The organism is Luedemannella flava (genome assembly GCF_039528515.1).
Lineage (GTDB): Bacteria > Actinomycetota > Actinomycetes > Mycobacteriales > Micromonosporaceae > Luedemannella > Luedemannella flava.
In genome coordinates, this window is sequence record NZ_BAAALT010000136.1 from 26,872 (window position 1) to 45,986 (window position 19,115).

Annotated in this window: 8 protein-coding genes, 1 pseudogene and 1 other annotated feature; of the genes and pseudogenes, 7 read left to right on the forward strand and 2 right to left on the reverse strand. The window is 64.3% G+C overall.

Annotated elements, in window-relative coordinates; all coding sequences use genetic code 11:
• The first annotated feature begins 205 nt into the window (after nucleotides 1-205).
• Together ABD211_RS20955 and ABD211_RS20960 are read left to right on the forward strand one after the other, a co-directional pair.
• The gene (locus ABD211_RS20955; RefSeq protein ID WP_344134488.1) at nucleotides 206-10,306 is read left to right on the forward strand and encodes a polymorphic toxin-type HINT domain-containing protein; all 10,101 of its coding nucleotides are present in this window, start codon (nucleotides 206-208) and stop codon (nucleotides 10,304-10,306) included.
• Nucleotides 10,307-10,312: 6 nt separating this feature from the next.
• Nucleotides 10,313-10,744, forward strand: a complete 432-nt coding sequence (locus ABD211_RS20960; protein WP_344134491.1) for a hypothetical protein — start codon at nucleotides 10,313-10,315, stop codon at nucleotides 10,742-10,744.
• A gap of 202 nt (nucleotides 10,745-10,946) precedes the next feature.
• On the opposite strand, the gene ABD211_RS20965 is transcribed toward ABD211_RS20960, so the two are convergent.
• Nucleotides 10,947-12,175, reverse strand: a protein-coding gene (locus ABD211_RS20965) for an IS3 family transposase (RefSeq protein ID WP_425560475.1) whose coding sequence is annotated in 2 segments (ribosomal slippage) — nucleotides 10,947-11,887 and nucleotides 11,887-12,175 — 1,230 coding nt in all. Because the reading frame shifts where the segments join, the coding sequence is not laid out codon by codon here.
• Nucleotides 11,796-11,897, reverse strand: a sequence feature (AL1L pseudoknot). It overlaps the preceding gene by 102 nt.
• A 101-nt stretch (nucleotides 12,176-12,276) precedes the next feature.
• Between ABD211_RS20965 and ABD211_RS20970 the strand changes: the two genes are divergently transcribed.
• The 4 genes from ABD211_RS20970 to ABD211_RS20985 all read left to right on the forward strand — a co-directional run bounded on the left by ABD211_RS20970 (nucleotide 12,277) and on the right by ABD211_RS20985 (nucleotide 16,666).
• The gene (locus tag ABD211_RS20970) at nucleotides 12,277-13,065 is read left to right on the forward strand and encodes a hypothetical protein (RefSeq protein ID WP_344134497.1); all 789 of its coding nucleotides are present in this window, start codon (nucleotides 12,277-12,279) and stop codon (nucleotides 13,063-13,065) included.
• 133 nt (nucleotides 13,066-13,198) lie between these two features.
• Nucleotides 13,199-15,103, forward strand: coding sequence for a hypothetical protein (locus tag ABD211_RS20975; protein ID WP_344134500.1), 1,905 nt, complete (start codon nucleotides 13,199-13,201; stop codon nucleotides 15,101-15,103).
• 60 nt (nucleotides 15,104-15,163) lie between these two features.
• Nucleotides 15,164-16,123 (forward strand): WD40 repeat domain-containing protein, encoded by a 960-nt coding sequence (locus ABD211_RS20980; protein WP_344134503.1) that lies wholly within the window; start codon nucleotides 15,164-15,166, stop codon nucleotides 16,121-16,123.
• A 42-nt stretch (nucleotides 16,124-16,165) separates the two neighbouring features.
• Complete coding sequence (locus tag ABD211_RS20985) at nucleotides 16,166-16,666, forward strand: hypothetical protein (RefSeq protein WP_344134506.1); 501 nt, start codon at nucleotides 16,166-16,168, stop codon at nucleotides 16,664-16,666.
• Between the two features lie 261 nt (nucleotides 16,667-16,927).
• Here ABD211_RS20985 and ABD211_RS20990 read toward each other — a convergent pair whose 3' ends face one another.
• Nucleotides 16,928-17,653 carry a hypothetical protein gene (locus ABD211_RS20990; RefSeq protein ID WP_344134509.1) on the reverse strand — a complete coding sequence of 242 codons (726 nt, stop codon included), beginning with the start codon at nucleotides 17,651-17,653 and terminating at the stop codon, nucleotides 16,928-16,930.
• 43 nt (nucleotides 17,654-17,696) lie between these two features.
• On the opposite strand from ABD211_RS20990, the pseudogene ABD211_RS20995 reads away from it, so the two are divergent.
• Nucleotides 17,697-19,115: pseudogene (locus ABD211_RS20995) on the forward strand (hypothetical protein); the annotation flags it as partial.

Genomic DNA, 19,115 nt, shown 5'->3' on the forward strand with positions numbered 1-19,115 from the left:
TGCCTCTGCGTGATCGGCTTGCCCGGGTGAAAGCTCGGCGTCCCATTTGTGGTCACCAGTTGTAGGTGATCTTTACAGCCGGCGCCCAGGGTTCGTACCGTGCTTGCACAGTTGTTGTGCTGTGCGGGGAGGCGCTGTGCGTAGTCGTTGGCTATCCGGGTTGAGCATTTCGGTGATCGGGTCGCGGCTACGGCGGGCATGGCCGGTGGTTCTGCTGGGGCTGGTTGCGTCGCTGTTGGTGGTCCTTCCGTGGCAGCAGGCCGCGTCGGCTGGTGATCCCAAGCTTCCGGCGGGTGCGCGGTTGAGTGCGCCGAAGCAGGCGCAGGGGACGGCGGCGGGTCGCTCACATGAGGCAGCGGCTGACCAGGGGCGTACGCCTTTGGCGAAGGGTGCCGGGTCGGCTGCGGGTTTGAAGGCGCCTAATCCTGAGAAGCGGTACAAGAACCCGCTGCCGAAGATCTCCGAAGCGAGCGATGAGGACCAGAAGCTCGAGGTCGCCGAGCCTGTGGATGGCTCGAGTGCGCAGACGACCTCGGGCCTGACCCGCGAAGTGCCCTCCATGCGTACGCCCAACTCGACGACGTTCGCCAACGCTGATGGTACGTCGACGATGCGGGTGTACTCGCAGCCGCACTATGTGCCGGACGGCAAGGGTGGCTTTGTCGAGCTCAACTCGACGCTGCGTGATGGTGCGTTCGGGCGGCTGGAACCGGTGGCGGCGGCACCGGTGTCGATTGCGACGGTGGGCTCGGACGCGCAGCTGGTGAAGGTGCAACTTCGAGACTCCTACTACTTCGGGTTCGGGTTGGCGGGCGCGGCTGCGGCCGCGGTGACCGTGGCTGGCGATGAGGCCGTCTTCGAGGACGTTCGTCCGCATGCGGATGTGCGGCTGTCGGCGACAGCAACGGGAATCAAGGAATCGATCGTCTTGGAGTCCGCCGCCGCGCCGCGGTCGTGGGCGTTCCCCCTGTCGATGTCGGGTGTTACGCCTCGCCTGGATGAAGCGTCCGGTGAGGTCCAGTTGGTATCGGTGGGCGGCATTGTCGAGGGTGTCATCCCGCCGGGCTACATGGTTGATTCAGCCGATCCGGGCCACCGCGGGTCCGGCGCGGTGTCCTCGGGCGTGAGCTACCGGTTGGACAAGCGCGACGGTGTCTGGACTCTGCTGGTCGACCTGGACGACGCGTGGTTGTCTGACAGTGACCGGGTCTACCCGGTGATCGTCGATCCGAGCTACTACACCGCCAGCGATGACACGTTCGTGTCCTCGCACGACTACGCCAACCAGAACAACTCCGGTAACACCGAGCTCCTCGCGGGCACCTGGAACGGTGGTGGCGACAAGAACGCCTCCTATCTTCACTTCCCCGACATCACCGGTGCGTTGCACAACAAGTACATCAAGAGCGCCAACCTCAATGTCTACAACACGTGGTCATGGTCGTGTACGGCGAAGCCGTTGAGCGTGTACAAGGTGACGCAGTCGTGGGCAGGTTCTACGACGAAGACGTGGCCGGGCCCCTCGTATGAGTCGACCGCGTTGGTGACGAAGTCGTTCGCGCACGGCTACGACCCATGTGGCAGCGCAAACGCGTGGGAGTCGCTGACCCTGCCGGCGTCGCGGGTGATGAAGTGGGCGCACGGCACCGAGTCGTTCTACGGGCTGACCCTGCGTGCCTCCACGACGGACAAGCTGGCGTGGAAGCGGTTCTCGTCCTCCCAGGGCTCGCACACGCCGTACCTGGACATCACCTACGCCGATCAGGGCGCGACGTACTCCTTCCCGGCTGTGTTCGACCCGCCGGTGACCGCGACGACAGCAGGCAAGATCGCGGTCCGGGTGACGAACTTTGGCACCACGACGTGGACGCCGACGAACAACTACAAACTGCAGTACAAGATCCTTAACTCGTCGGGCACCGCGGTGCAGACCAGCACCGTGACCATGCCGAGCAACGTCGCGCCACACCAGTCGGTAGACCTCACGCTGACGGTCAACGCGATCGCCACCATCGGAACGTACACGTTGCGGCTGGACATGACCAATTCCGGCGGGTCGTTCAACAGCCAGTACGGTGTTCCGTTCGGTAGTGCCACGTTCACGCGCGCTAACGGAGCCCCTTACGTGGCGAGTTGGTGGCCGCTCGGGGACACCATCATCGACACGGTCCGACCGACTTTGTGGGCGCAGTACTACGACCCGGACAACTCATCAACGACGCGCTGGTACCAGTTCGAGGTCTGCGGCGGCTACCCGAACGAGAAGTACAACTGCCAGGCGTCGGGAACGATCACGAATGCGTCGTGGCAACCGAACAACGATGTCATGACGTACGACGACTACGGCTGGTATCGCGTGCGGGTGTCGGACACGGCAGCGTGGTCACTGTGGACCGATCCGATTACGTTTACCGCGCAGGTGAAGCAGCCGCCGGTCACGAGTCATCTGCAGGGTGCCGCTGACGGGCAGGACATGCCCGGCGTTAACCCGCGGGTCGGCAACTTCTCCACGACGGTCACTGACGCGACGGTGGGGGTCGTGGGCCCGGAACTGTCGGTGGTGCGTACGTACAACTCGCTGGACCCGCGCACCGACGGTGCGTTCGGAGCAGGATGGGTCACGCCCTGGGACCAGCGACTGACCGTGGAAGACGACGGCAACGCGTTGGTCACTGCACCGACCGGCCTACAGATCCGGTTCGGGCACAACTACAACGACACGTACACCCCACCGCCGGGAACGAACCTCGCACTCGTGCACGCGACGTTCCCTGTAGAGACGTGGACCCTGGTGGAAGTAACTGGTACGCGTCGTGTCTTCGACACGACCGGTCGCGTCATCTCGGTAACCGATGGTGATGGTCTGAAGCAAACGTTGACCTACTCGTCGGGCAAGCTGTCGAAGGTGACCGACGTGACGTCGGGCCGTGCGTTGCATGTGACCTGGACCGGGTCGCACGTCACGAGCGTAAGCACCGACGCCCCGAGTACTGGACAGCCGGTCTCCACCTGGAACTACACGTATACGGGCAACAATCTGACATCGGTGTGCGGACCGTTGGGTGCCGGCTCCTGCGTGACCTACGGGTATCAGGCCGGATCGTTCTACCGGACGTTGGTCACGGACGGCTCCCCGGCTGCGTACTGGCCGCTGGGAGAGACCGATAACGCGACCGCCTCGAACGTGGTAGCAGGCGAGCCGGGCAAGTTCGACGGCACCTATGCCAACGTCACACTCGGCGCAGCCGGCGCACTCGGCGGGTCGGCAGACACGGCCGCCTCATTCAACGCCGCGTCCAGCACCTCGGTGACCTTGCCGAGCAACCTGACCAACCTGTCCACGTTCGAAACAGTCGAACTGTGGTTCAAGACATCCTCGACCGGCGTGCTGGTCAGCGAGCAGAGCGGGTCGCTGTCAGCTACCAGCTTCGCCAGCTTCGCCCCATTCCTCTACGTAGGAACCGACGGCAAACTTCACGGACACTTCTACACTGGTGAAACCGCCGACCTAGCCTCCGCTGGCGTCGTGAACAACAACGCCTGGCATCACGCGGTTCTCGTCTCGGAAGGCAATGAGCAGCGTCTCTACCTTGACGGGACACTGGTTGGCACACTGTCCGGTCAGGTGATTCATCAGTCCAACGCGTACGCCTTCCTGGGCAACGGCCGCACCAACAGTGGCTGGGCCTCGACCCCCGGCGGGAACTTCCCGTACACCGGACTCATCGATGACGTCGCGTTCTACAACAAGCCCCTCTCCGCGCAGGACGTGGCGGCTCACTACGCGGCCCGAACAGCGGGCACCCGTCTGACGACCATCACAGAGCCAGGATCATTTGTCGCTGCACAGGTGGGCTACGACAGCGTCACCGAACGAGTGACCACATTGACCGACCGCAACGGCGCACACTGGAGCCTATCGGCGCCAAGTCTCGGCCTGGCCGCGAACGGTGATGCCCAAGACACCGTCACCGTGTCCTCCGACATCCACGAACAGGTCGCCTACACCTACGACGTACGCACCGGCGGACGCTTGACGTCCCGAACCGTCGGTGACGAGAAGCCTTCGCTGTGGGAGTACGACGCCTACGGGTTCGTCAGCAAGGCCACCGACCCCAACGAAAACGGAGCCGTACTCGTCAACGACGCCCACGGCAACGTAACGGCGAAGACCACCTGCCGCACCGTGGCCCCGGACTGCCAAACCGAGTACACCGGCTACTTCTACAACGACTCCGACCCACTCGACCCACGCAACAACAAGGTCCTCTGGCAGTCCGACGCACGCTCCAGCAGCGCGACCGACACCACCTACCGCACCACCTACACCCTTGACAGCGCCGGCCGGGTCATCAAAACCACCTACCCCAAGCCGGCCGGGCAGTCGAACGCGCCGACCGAAACATCCACCTACGCCACCGGCACCGACACCCCGTACGCCATGACGAGCACGGACTCCACCCCCTACACACCTGCAACGACGAACCTCACCTTGACCGGCGATGACGCCGTACAGCAGGTCACACCAGAGTTCCCGATCGAACTGTACGGGCAGACGTACAACACCGTGTGGGTAACGACCAACGGCTACGTGTCGTTCGACCCGCTCGACACCAGTGCCAAACCGCCGGCGATCCGGCGCATTCCCTCCACGGACAAGCCCAACGCGGCCGTCTACGTGTTCGGCGACGACCTCGAGATCGACTCCAGCGCGAAGGTCCGCACCAGCAAGAGCGGTGACAGTCCAAACCGCACCTACACCATCGAGTGGTACAACGCCACGTTCTACGACGACCCCCTCGACATCCGGCTCGATGCCCAGGTGACGTTCTACGAGGACAGCGACGAGATCACTTTCAACTACCGCAATCTCACCTCAACCAATGGGCGCGAGCTCGGCGAGACGGCCGTCGTCGGCATCGAAAACGCCGCAGGCACGGTCGCCAGTGTCTTCTCCTCCTTCCGAACCGGCCTTGCCTCCGAGCGGTCAATCACGTTCACCCCGCCCGCCGACGCCACACCAGCAGCCGGCGGAGGCAACGTGCCCGCCGGAGTGCTGCTCTCGCAGAAGGCCCGCAACGGCGGCATTACGAACTACGCCTACAACAGCAAGGGCGACCTACTCACGGCGACTGACCCAGTCGGCCTGGTCACCACGGCCACGTACGACAACCTTGGCCGTCCGCAGACGGTGGCCACCTCGAGCGAGGTCGGTGGTCACCACGACTTCATGACCAAGACACTCACCTACGACGTCGCCAGCAACATGCTGACCACGACGCAGGTCGCTGTCCCGAACACGATCACCGGTGTAACCCACACCAGCAAGACCACAGTGACCTACGACAGCGCAAGCCGGCCTACACAACAGGTGGTTTCTGACCTCACCGGCGGCGATGCCTCAAGGACGACGACTTGGGCCTACGACCCTGCGGGCCGACTTACCAGCACCACGAACCCGGACGGGTCGGTGGAGACACTGACCTGGAACACCAGCGGCGACGTCGCCACCCGTGTCAGCCCGAGCCAGCCGCAGATCACCTACCAGTATGACGACAGCCACAAACTGCTCGAAGCGACCGCGGTGGGTTCCAACGTGGATCCGGCCGACTCGTCCAAGACTTCTCTGGTCCTTGTGTCCAACTCGTACGACGCCGGCGGACGCCTCGTATCGACAACCGACGCGATCGGCCGCACCACGCTGACGGAGTACAACAACGACAACAGCGTCTACCGCACCCGCCGCCCACGACTCGACGCCAACGGAGCTCCCACCGGCAGCTTCCTGGACATGACAGTCAACACCTACGACGCGGACGGCAACCCCACCACCGTCGTCACCGCAGGCGGCGTCACGACCTCCTCCACCTGGGACGCGGCCGGCAACGAAACCACCACGACCCTCGACCCGGGCGGGTTGAACCGCACCACTACCCGTACTTTCACGGCGAGCAGCCAAGTCGCCCGCACCACGCTGACGGGCGCCGGATCACCGGGACGCACCGAAAAGACGGACTACACCTACGACCTGGCCGACCGTCAGCTCACCTCTGTGATCGACAACACCGGCGGTTCACCCACCACCATGACGACCACCGTCGTCCGCGACGCCCGCGGCCTCGTGACATCGCAGACCGACGCCGGCGGCGGCGTGACCGACTACACCTACGACCGCACCGGCCTCGTCGTCACAGTCAAGAGCCCAGCCCGAACCATCTGGGAAAACGGGTCAGCGATCACCGGCCAGCGACCGCTGACCACCGTCGGGCACAACACGTTCGGTGACCTCACACAATCCTCCGACTCGAACGCCAACGTCACCATCACCGCTGTCGACGCCGCAGGCCGGACCACAGCGGTCACGATGCCCTCCTACACGCCGCCCGGCGGGTCGCCGATCACCAACGCGACCACGACGACCACGTACACCACGGCCGGACTGCCCCAAACCGTCACCGACCCCCTGGGCCGCAGCACAACCAACACCTACGACCTGTACGGCCGCCTGATCACCCGCACCCAGCCCGACCCGGATGGATCGGGCCCGAAGACCTCCCCCGTGTGGACCTACACCTACGACCGAGCCGGCGAACAGATCGCCGCCGTCGACCCCACCGGCGGACGCACCGAAGCCACCTACGACTACCTCGGCCGTCCGGTCACCTCCACCCGCATCGAACGCACCGGCACCACCACCTATGCCTATGTCACCACCACCGGATACGACGACGCCGGCAACGCAACCAGCGTCACCACTCCCATGGGCAAGACCGGCACAGCCACCTACAACGCGGCCGGGCAGATCATTCGAGGCACCGACCCCACCGGACGGTTCACCGAGAACCGCTACGACCTCGCCGGCCGAACCGTCCTGACCGCCTCCGGACAGGGAAGCAACTACGCCAACCCGGTCACCACCGCCAGCTACGACCTGGCCGGCCGGTCAGTGACGACCTCGCTGTGCACGGCCACCGGCAGCGGAACCTGCGCAACCACTTTGTCCACCGCGAGCGCGACCTACGACGCGATGGGTCAGGTCACACAGACCACCAGCGCCGCAGGCCGACCCACCTACCTCAGCTACGACGCAGCCGGTCAACTCACCAGCGTCACCCAACGCGCTGACCCGGCCAACGCCACCACCGCCGTCACCGTCACGCTCGGCTACGACCGGCGCGGCAACCAGGTCCGCACGGTCGACGGCAAGGGCAACCTCACCGAAAACACCTACAACACCTGGGGTCTGCTCGAGACCACCATCGAACCCGCGACCACCGTCCACCCCAACACCGCCGACCGCACCTGGACGCTGGCCTACGACGCTGCCGGCCAAGCGACCACAGCCATCCTTCCCGGCGGCATCACCCGGACGAAGACATATGACGGCCTCGGCCGGGTCACCGACGAAGCCGGCACCGGCGCCACCACCACCGCTCGACACGTCGACTACGACGCCCTCGGGCGCACCACCCAGGTCAACGCACCCGGCGGCAACGCCACCTTCACCTGGAACGACCGCGACCTGCTCACCGCGTCAACCGCACCCGCCGGCAACGCGACCTTCACCTACGACGGTGACAACAGACTTACCGAGCGGGACGACACTGCCGGGCACACCACCTTCGGCTACGACGACGCCGGCCGCATCACCACCCTGACCGACCCGCTCACCGGTACGACCGCGAGCTACGACTACAACAACGCCGGTCAACTGGACTCCATGACCCTCGGTGCCGGCAACGGCACCCGCGACCTCACCTACGACAACCGCGGACGCCTCACCACCGACGCGTGGAGCCAATCCGGCGGCACAACCGCTGTCTCCGCCATCTACGGCTACGACGACGACAACCTGCTCACCTCAAAAACAACCTACGGCGTCGCCGGCGCTGGACCCAACGCCTACACCTACGACGGCCTCGGCCGCCTCGCCACGTGGATCAACCCGGCCGGGGTCACCACTACCTATGGCTACGACAAGGCGTCCAACCGGACCACGATCACCAACAACATCGGCATCCGCACCACCACCTACGACGAACGAAACCGGCCACTGACCGCAGTCGGCGGCGGAATCGCCAGCCAAACGTGGACCTGGACCGCCCGCGGCACAATGGCCAGCGAAACGAAGGCAACCACCACCACGACGTACACCTACGACGCCTTCGAACGGCTCACCCAAGCCGCCATCAGCGGCGGGACCACCACCACCTACACCTACGACAGCCTCGACCGAGTCATCAAACGCGGCAACGCCGCCTTCGGATACACCGACCTGTCCAACAACGCCACTGTCGTCCCCGACGGAGCGAGCACGACAAAACTTGTCCGCGATCCGTCCGGCACACCACTGAGTAGCAAGACCGGCAGCAACGCAGCGCAGATCCTCATCAGCGACGCCCTGCACGGCGACGTCACCGCCACGATCGCCGCCACCGCCGCCGTCACAGCATCGACCACCTATGACCCGTGGGGCGTCAAGACCGCCAGCTCATCAACGACCCCGCTCGGCTTCCAAGGCGGCTACGCCGACCCCGACACCGGCCAGGTCAACGCCGCCGCCCGCTGGTACCAACCCGACCTCGGCACCTTCGCCTCCCGCGACACCTGGACCCTGGCACCCAACCCCATCGCCCAAATCAACCGCTACCTCTACGCCAACGGCACACCCACCACCCTCAGCGACACCAACGGACACCGCGCCCTACTCGACTACACCACCGCAACGGGCACCAACGGAACACTCGAAATCCCCACCCAGGGCCAAACTGCCAAGAAAACACGCGAGCGAATCAACCGCGCAGTCACCATCCAAAAGAACAACAAGAAAACCTCCGCCGCCAGAGGTGACGGCAAAGGCAGCTGCAAAGGCGTTCATACCTCGCCGCATGACCCCTGCACGCAATCTGGGCAGATAATCATTCTGGACCCCGACACGGTCGCATACCTCAACAGTCCTGCCACCGTAAGCACGAGGCCCGGCGCTGAAATCCCACTGAAGGGCATGCGGGAAGCCGGATATACCGGACCCGCGGTACCCACCTGGCTCGACATCTACAAGTTCGCGGCAACATCAGACCAAGGATGGCTGTTCCTCTGCGTCGCGTTCAAGGGCTACTCGTTCAGTCAATGCGCAAAAAACCAAATCACCGGCAAAACCATCGAATACAACGATCCGGGTTTTGCATTCTGGGCTGCCTCCATAAAGGTTGGCCTGGCCGTCGTCGCCATTGACCTCGTCGCCGTCGTTGCCCTCCCCGCAATAGCCGCATGCTTCGGTGCCCTTGTCGCATGCGCAACCGGTGTAGGTGAAGGCATTGTCGACATGTACGGCTTTGGCGGGAGCGGGTTAGGACTTGCGGGAGGAGCAACCGGACTAACCGGAACCGCCGCCGTCAAGGGGAGCGAAATGCTCTTCGAGGGCGGAGCCCGAGGCGCCGCCAAACTAGAAGATGAACTCGCTGCCGCCGTGGTGGTGCAGCGGCAAAAGGCAGCGGGGGCGTTCTGTAGCTTCTCCAGCAGCACACCCGTCCAAATGGCCGGAGGAACAACCAAACCGATTGGCGACGTCAAGGTCGGTGACTGGGTCCGCGCTACCGACCCTATCTCTGGACAGACCACGGACCGCCTTGTAGGCGCCAAATTCGTCCACCAGGACAACAACCTCACGGACCTTGTTATCCGTGACTTGGATGGACAAGAAAAAACCATTCATACCACAGATAACCATCCGTTCTGGAACTACCGGGCCCGCACCTGGACCGAAGCAGGCCAACTCCACCCCGGCGACCAACTGATGACCGACCAGCTGAAACCGGTCGTCGTGACAGAGGTCCGTGAAGTCCTCCGCGCCGAAGCCATGTACAACCTCACAGTGGACAAGGTCCATACGTACTATGTGATCGCTGGGCAAACGTCTGTTCTGGTTCACAACTCAAACTGTCCGACGGGTGCCAGATTTGTGGCAGACGCCAAGGGCGAAGTAAATGATCTTTTTGGTCCACAAGGCAGCGAGGCGATTAATAAGCTGGCTGGCGACGGTTATCGAAATGATGTGGCAGCGTACCTTAGAGAACACGGTCTGATGGTGGTAACGGACTTGGAAAATCGGGTCGCAATGACCTTTGCAACGCCCTACGGAGATCGAGTTTTCGATATGGGCGTTTGGGACCGCGATGGTAAGCTTATTGCATATGTTGAGACAAAATGGGGTGCGAAGAAGTATGGTGGTGTACAGAAGATGAAGGACGATTGGTTGCGCGATAACTTTGGCTACCCAATTCACATCCAGCAAAGTCACTATTAGATTGGTGTGCTGATTGTGGCGTACGGAATTACGTTCTTTCTGCGAACCCAGGGCCTGGCTGCCGAAGAGCTCTATTCAGTAATTTCCTCGTCGCTCATAGGCAATGACGACGACATATATGTGTCAAACGAGAAGTCGGGTAGGGATTGGAGATCCTGCCATCTGAGTCGTGAATCACAACCGTCTAACGGCGATCCGATCCTGTTGGAAGCGCATTCTGCTGTCCAAGTGGTTCAAGCGACCGTTGCTGAAGTGGCTGATGACTCGCCGACAGATGAGATCTCGAATGCCGATGCGATGTTGATTCTAACGTTAATAGGCAACAATGCTGACTGGGTAACGGTACGGTTGGTGTGGGAAATTTTGAACAATCTTTGGTCGCCGATTCCTTTCAGCGATGGATCCGGTTTTGAAGTTCAGTTTGAATCGATGTCATAGCGTTTAGAGGGCGGTATGTGCGGTTTTTCATACTGACTCCTACGACGTCGTCTGGTGGATCGCTGCAGAGAATCCTGACTTGATTCCGGAGCGGTACGCCGCCCTCGCCATCGAACTTAAGCTTGTCGCGCCGACCGTCGACGCTGCCACCGCGCAGTCGGTGGTCCGAACTGAAGCGCGCTGGGTTCTGTAGAGGCTCAGTTCATTGGGTACCGGCCTCGGTCAGAAGCGCGGTTTGAGCGTAGTGGGTTGCCTCGGCTTCGGCTGGGGTGCGCATGCCGATCTCGCCGTGTAGTCGGCGGTGATTCCACCAGTCGATGTACTCGAACAGGGCGTATTCGAGCTGTTCAATCGTGCGCCAAGGGCCGCGTCGGTGGATCAGCTCGGCCTTGATCTGGCCGATGGTCGACTCGGCGAGGGCGTTGTCGTACGAGTCGCCGACCGATCCGATCGAGGGCAGCGCGCCGACATCGGCGAGGGCGTCGGTGTAGCGAATCGCCGTGTATTGAGAACCGGCGTCGCTGTGGTGGATCAGCCCGTCGAGGCGTTCGTTACGCGCCCAGATCGCCATCTCCAGGGCCTCAAGGGGTAGGTCGGTGCGTAGATGGGTGGTCAACGCCCAGCCGACCAGACGCCGGGGGTACACGTCGATGACCAACGCGAGGTAGCAGAACCCGACCCAGGTGCGGATGTAGGTCATGTCGCACACCCACAACTGGTTGGGCTTGCCGGCGGCGAACTGACGCCGGACCAGGTCTGCCGGACGCGCCGCCGCGGAATCAGCGATCGTGGTCCGTTTCGGCCGTCCCCGGCGCACCCCGTGCAGACCCAGTGCCCTCATGAGGCGCGCTACCCGATCGCGGCCCGAGTCCACGCCGACACGACGCAGGGCCGCGTGCATCTTGCGGACCCCGTAGACGTCGTAGTTCGCCTGGTGCACGACGGTGATCTGCTCACACAACGCGGCATCGGCCACCGCACGCGCCGACGGCGGCCGCGTCTTGGCGGCGTAGTAACCGGACACGGACAGGAACCCGGCGTCGGTACCCCGCAGGACACCGACGATCGGCTCGACCCCGAAACGATCCCTGTGCTCGTCGACGAAGCGGATCATCTCGGCCCGGGGCGGTCGAGCTCCGCCGCGAAAAACGCCGACGCGGCCTTCAGGATCTCGTTCGCCCGCCGCAGTTCGGCGTTCTCCCGCCGCAGCCGCTTCAACTCCGCCGACTCATCCGTTGTCGTGCCCGGCCGCTGCCCGCCGTCAACCTCGGCCTGACGCAGCCACTTCCGCAACGTCTCCGTACTCACCCCGAGCTTCGCAGCCACCGACGTGATCGCCGCCCACTCGGTCTCATGATCAGGACGGGCCTCGCCAACAAGGCGGATCGCCCTCGCGCGGAAGTCCGGTGAATACCGGCTCGGTCGTGCCATGACTCCATCTCCTCACGGAATGGAGCCTCCACCAAACCCAGCGCGCTTCAGTACGCGCATCTGCCGCCGTCCGTGCAATGTCGCATCGGCATTGTTCGGCGGTGGACATCGAGCACGTCGTGGCATCGGTTGAGGAACTGCTCTCGCGGCCGTTTCATGGCGGGGCACATGATGTCAGCGACTGGCTGGAAGGATTAGCGCAGAGTGGGGCAAGAGCTCACTTCGCGTCGATCGCGGTGTTTGAGAGTCTGCACGAGACGGCCGCCGACTACGACCTCACGGCCTGGCGGCTGTACGAGGAGGCGTACGACCGCTTCGAGCAGCAGCGCCGGGACATCGTCGAGGCGTTGACGGCCCGGTGGGGACCACCCAAGCACTACTCGTTTCACGCGGAGTATGACCGAGTCGTCGCCGGCGACGAGAGCGTCTCGCGGCTCGAGTACGACCTCGCCATGTTCGCCAACTCGGAAGTGGCCGACGGAGCGCTTCTTCAAATCGGAAGCGGTCAGCGGAGCGCTTCCCGCTCGTCGCCACAGCCATATACCACGCCGACGGACGTGCCGATGCTTGGAGGCCGGGATCCTCGGTCAGAGCGGATCGTCTCCATGCTTGCAGCGGTGCGCGCCCAGCCGGTACCGCCGAGGCTTTCGGGGTGGAGTCCCGCAGGTTCGAGCGCCCTTGCCCAAGGCGGTGGTGGTCGACTCGAGAGACGGCACGAGGCGCCGCTTCCGCAGGCGTACCGGACGTTTCTCATTGAAGTGAGCGACGGCAGCGCCGGCCTGGGCTACCGGCCACGCCGGCTGGCCGACGTGTGCGACGGAGCTTGCTGGACGGGGCACCGGACTCCGGCCAGTCCTATCTGCCTGCCCCAGGGCGGATCGCACCAGTAGTAGGGCATGAACCGGCCACCCATCGTGGCTGTTCGGATCTTGTCAGCATGGTCCAGCGTGTGTCGTTGGCGTCGGTTATCGTTCTGCCCGCTGGCCGCTGCGGCCGCGGGGAAGGCGAGGAGAGGACGGCGCGGTGGGTCTGTGGGCGGCGTACGCGGTGATCCGTACCGATGACGCGGTGGGTCTGTCCGAACCGGCTGAGTGCGGCTGGTTTCCCGGGGTCGGCCCGGTTGACGGTTGGTCGGCGCTGGTGTCGCGGAACGCGGAGCCTGACGGTGTCGAGGTAGGCCAGGATGGGTTCCCGTGGACGGGCGTCGGCGGCCCGATGTTGACAGCGGTCGTCATGGACAGCGATGTCGCTCTGCTCGTGGGCTGGGATCGCGGCGAAGAGCGGTTCCGGTGGCTGTTCAACGAGGAGGCTGGGCCGGCGTACGGGCTTCCGGGCAGGGTCGAGGAACCCGACGAGGCGACGCTGGCCGCTGAACGGGCACCGGTGGTGGCCGCGATGGTGGAGTGGGCGCGTGCGGCGGGGTGCGCGGCCGACGCTGCCCGGCTCGACGATGTTCTCGCCCGGGGTTACGTGCTCGCTGAGGATGGCCTGTTCGCCGCGCTCGCCGATCTCGGACTCCTCGATGCGCACGGGAGTATCTGTCCGGCCGCGCCCCTGCCGTCGACGTTTGAGGCGGATCTGGAACGCCTGCGCCATCCGGAGCCGCTGGCCATCACCATCGCCTCGGGCGACGGGGCCGTGCTGCCGCGCGAGGCCGGGCCGATGTTCCTGGCCGCAGCGCTGAACACGACAGGCGATGCCTGGAACGAGTTTGTGCTGCAGCATGAACTCGAGTACTGGGGTCGGCCGGGCTGCCTGGTGGCACAGTCCGTCGGTGAAGTGCCGGCGGGTGGCCTGACCGGTCACGCCATGTGGACGATCATCCTTGCCTCCGACCCGCCGGTAGGCATCACGATGTACATGGGCCCGCTCGGCGCCGACCTATGGTTCCTGCCGATAGCCGGCCCGTGGCACGTCGTACCGCAGGAGCACACCGAGCTGGATTCGGCGATCGCCTGGGCCCGGGCCAACGTGGGCACCATCACCGAGCCGGTCCACCCCGACCACGAAATGTTCCTGGCGGACCTACCCGAGCAGGACCTCGGTGTCGATCTGATGGACCCCTCGCCGCTGTACCGCACCAGGCCCAGCTCACTCGTCGGCGAGCTATACACCTACACCGACCTCGCGTCGCGGACAGACGCCCTCGCCGCATGGCTGGACCAGGCGCGGCAGCTACTCATTGACCCGGTCCTGGACGTGGCAGGCGAGCGCGTCTGCTTCCCGGCCGGCGGCAACCGAGGCCGACCCTACGGCATAGCCGTCACCATCGAAGCGAAGTCCGCGAAAGGCCGCTGGTCGCATACGGGCGGTGAGGCTGCCCGTTGGCACGCCGTGCTCGACCGGTTGCGCGCCGGGCAGTTGCACTTCCTGTCCCTCCGCCTCGACCAGCTCAACGGCACCGGACGGTCAGCGCAGTACCGTGGCGGCATCCATATCGCCGTCGAATTGCGTGACCAGTTCACCGACGCGACCGGCCCGCTTCCGGACGATCACCCTGCCCGGATCGCGGTCACCGTCACCCGACCGCTTCTCGGCTCCGAAGGACTTGAACGGGTACGTGGGCTGCTGCACAACGCCGCGGTCGTGTTCGACGCGGTCACCGGTTACCTCCACGGCTCCGGTCATACCGGCGAGATGCAGTCGCCCTACGAGCGACGCGGCTCGGCCGTGTGGCGAGGCGAACGACTCGACGTCATGACACGCGGCATGCACTGGGGAAACCTGATAGGCGCAGGTCACGTTGCTGCACTCGGCGGGCTCAGCCGGCTTGAACAGCTCCTCGCCGATGGCCGGATCCAGCGCCTTGAACGCTGGTCGGACACGCCCGAACTCTGGTGGTTCGAACTGTTACCCAACCCGCTGGACGCCTGCAACACACACGCCTCAACCATCGCGGCCGAACTGCCAGAGATTGCGCCCGCATAGTGATCGTTCGCCCGCGGTGGCGATGGCTGCCCAGGAAGCTCACGACAGGAAGGCAGTTTCGTGAATGACCTCGCGGACGTCAAACTCGAATGCCTACCCGAGCAGCAGGTTGAGCGGGTACGGATGCTGGTCGTTGGCGACGACTCCTACGGTCGAGCCTTACCGCTGGTGGGGGTCGACGACAGTAACGGGACGTTCGTTCGCCTGGCGGGCATTCCCATCACACATCGCCGGACAGTTCATGATCTCAGCTACAGCGGGCGAAAGATCCTCTTCGACGCCTCAGCGGACGCGACCTCGACACAGGCCAGGCTGTGTCTACTCGACCTGCCGACAGGCCAGTGCGACTGGTTCGTCCTCAGCCACTGCGAACCGCGGAACACCATGGCGGCCCTCTCGCCGGACGAACAGAAGATCGCCGTCCTCTCGTCAGCCGACGACCGCGCGAGAGTCGACGTGATCGACATAGCTTCCAGAACCGGCGCACGGCTCTGGACCGCCGACGACGAGTCATGGAGTACCTGGGAGAGCAGCATTAGCTGGTCACCAGACAGCAAGCTTCTTGCGGCCACAATCCTTTGGTTTGATCATGTTGAGACCCACGATAGCCAAGACGCCGTCGTGGTCCTGAGCACGGCTGACGGTTCCCCGCAGCACCGTTATGACTTCCACGGCCATCTCGGCTGGCTTAATGACCGCGACCTGGGTATGTACGACTATTACTCGACCGGCGGCGATCTCGTGCTGGCCGACGCGGCCTCCGGCACCACGCAGCCGTTTCCCGGCGTCCCTTGGGAACCCGGACAATCCGCAGGTGGACCCATCGGCGTCCTCGATGACCGCATCGTGACCTGCCGCGGGTACAACGACCCCACCACTGCCTACGTCCACACCGACCGCGACGGCCAGGACCCTCGACCCCTCTTCAAAATCAACACCTGGCCCCCTCGCCTCCTCCTCGCCGCAGGCACCGACCCGTTGCGGCTTGGCCAACCACAAGACCAGCCACCGACAAGTTGAACCCGGCTATCGCGTTGGAGCTGACGCCGGTACCGTGCCGGCATGCCCGCAGTACCGCCGTATCTGATGCCATGGCAGCCGCATCCACAAGATGAGGCACACTTCACGTCGGCGGTCGCGGTATCACAGTTCGCGGTCTCGTCACCGGACTTGACGGACAAACATCGGATACGTCTACTCAACGATGCAATCTGGTACCGCACCGAGGCAGCGAGCAAGATCCGCATCAGGTACCGTTCCGGCGGAGTGCTGGCGTTGGGCTCCGCCGCACCTGCGGTGTGGCGGAAGGTCATTCGTCACGAACACGTTCAGACGCGCGCGTCGTTAATCGCACGTATGCTGGCTGAGCCCGACCAGGTCGAGGCCATCCTCGCCGAGGCAACGTCATGTCTGGTAACTGTTGACGAACACCACTTGCTCACCCAGTACGACATCAGCGCGAACGGCTGGGACCGGTATCGACTCGCCGGTATCGACGTCTACGACTTTAACGGCGACCCGCCGACACCATTCATCAGAAACAAGCGCCAAGTTGACCAATAGGTGAACCTGCTGACCCGGTGATCGCGAGCGCGCAACTGGTTGCGATCCGCAGCCACCCAGGGCCAAGCGGCCCGCGCCACAGTGGGATTGACGGTCCGCATCGAAATAGCAGCGGTACGTTCGCACACGTCACTCCACAAGACTCACTATTCGCCACAGGGAGCCGTGGTCCTTCACGCATCAGGATGCAGGCCTGGGAGCAGCCCAGCTGCCTCCCACTGCCGCAGCCACCCCGCCGCGGCCACCGCGTATGACTTTGACTCAGGTCACGTCGTGTCTGCCGCGGTGATCTTCGGCCACGCCGTGGCCCGCGGCTGACGGGTCACAGGCGGCCAGCGCCGCCGATGGCGGCAGGCCATAGACGCCCGCGGCAACGACAGCGTCGTCGTCGATGGTGGTCGGGTTAACGCTCCAGCGGCCGGCCATCGTCATGACGTCAGATTCCGACGGCGTCGTGGCGAACCAGGCGTCGCATTCCTCCTCCGACCAGTTCTCCCAGTCGGTGTTCGGACCTCGTGTGCCCTTGCCCAGCTCGGTTTCGTCGGGTGTCGGCTCGCCAAGGAACAGCGGTATCTCGCCCCGCTCGCCGATGAAGCAGTAGGCGCGCAGGATTTCGCCATCGCGAGACCGCGCCCAGGCGTGGTAGTCCGGAACCCGTTCGTTGGCGAAGAACTGGACCTCGCCGAGCTGGCGGCTCAAATGCCGCAGCCAGTCAGGAAAAGCCGGGTCGGTTGCGTCGAAGCCCGCCGGAATGTGCATCCGACCGTGGGCCAGCGTCCAGCCTGGCACCGGCGACGCCACGTACACGCCGTACTTGTAAGCCCGCTCGGTGCCGGTGGCCCAGTCCAGTACCTCACGATGGTCCAGATTGAGCGCGTCGGCGACGTCCTCGACGGACCGGCCCGGTACGGCCAACCATGATGTCTTGTAACTGAATCCCGCCACAGCGAGCTCATCCCGCCTTCGCCAGCCGAAGAAGATCACCATCGGGCGCAGCATCCCATACGCCCAAGCCGCGTGGCCAGGGCTTATGAAGGCTAAGTCGTGGGTTTCGGGCACCGGCCCGGCCTGGCTGGTTGAGTCCACCTCGGCCTACGACGACTATGGCCGGCCGGAGGACGTCACCGATGTGCGGGGCAGTCACACCCTCACCACCTACACGCCCGGAACGGGCCCGGTCACCTCGGTTACGTCAACGACACCGCTCGGCGGGACCACGATCACCGTCGAGCCGGCGTGGGGCTCCACCACCGCGAGCGTCGACGTGAACGGCAAACGCACCGAGGCCGGCTATGACGCGCTCGGCCGAGTTACCGAGGTATGGATGCCGACCCGGCTCAAGGCGTCGTTCCCGACCACGCCGTCCAAGCGTTACGCCTACACGTTACGCAACAGCGGTGGGGTCAACGCGGTCACCACCCAGACCTTGAACGCGGCGTCGACCGCCGTGAACGCCTATTACGTCACCTCGTACGCCCTCTACGACGGTCTGCTGCGGGCACGGCAGACCCAGTCGATGTCCATGGCCAACGGCGCGGTAGGCACGGTGTTCGCTGAGACCAAGTACGACAAGCTCGGCCGGGTCGTGTCCGAGTCCCAGCACTTCGACGCCACCGTGCAGCCGTCAACAACGCTCTTCACCATCGCCGACGGGGTGCCCAAGAAGCAGACCGCGACGGTCTACGACCGCGCCAACCGGTGGACGGCGCAGATTCAGAACTCGTCCGGCGTCGAACAGTCCCGTGTCACGAGGATCTACGGAGGTGACCGGTTGTCGCTCATCCCGCCTGATGGTGGTACGGCGACAACCACGATCACGGATGTGGAGGGTCGCACCGTTGAGCTGCGCTCCTACAAGGACCCAGCCAACGTCGGCTCCGAGACCCGCAGCCACTACGACGCGACCTACTACCGCTTCAACAGCAAGGACCAGCAGGACAGGGTCACCGACAACGCAGGCAACGTCTGGAACTTCGGCTTCGACTTCCTCGGCCGGCAGATCTATGTGGACGACCCTGACAAGGGTGAGGTCGACTCGACGTACAACGACTTCGGCGATTTGCTGACGACGACCGATGACCGTCCGGCGACGTTGGTCTACACCTACGACGGGCTCGGTCGCAAGACCGGCCTCTACAGCGGGTCCGTTTCGACTGCCAACAAGCTCGCCACGTGGGAGTGGGACCCGCTCAACGCCAAGGGCTACATGGCTTCGTCGAGCCGGTGGTTGAACAGCGGCACTGAGGAGTACAAGGTCAAGTATCGGTCGTACAACGGGCTTTACCAGTCGACCGGAGAGGATTACACGATCCCGGCGACCACCGCGATGACCGGGCTGTCCGGCACGTTCACCGTGCTGCACTCGTTCACCCACGACGGCTCTCCGAACACGGTGACCTATCCGGCGGGAGGCGGGCTGAGCCAGGAGACCGTCACCTACAGTTATGAC

Bases quoted from the DNA above. Each gene is read 5' to 3' on its own strand.
- ABD211_RS20985 (WP_344134506.1), top strand. From the start codon at position 16,166: ATGCCCGCAGTACCGCCGTATCTGATGCCATGGCAGCCGCATCCACAA.
- ABD211_RS20990 (WP_344134509.1), bottom strand. From the start codon at position 17,653: ATGGTGATCTTCTTCGGCTGGCGAAGGCGGGATGAGCTCGCTGTGGCG.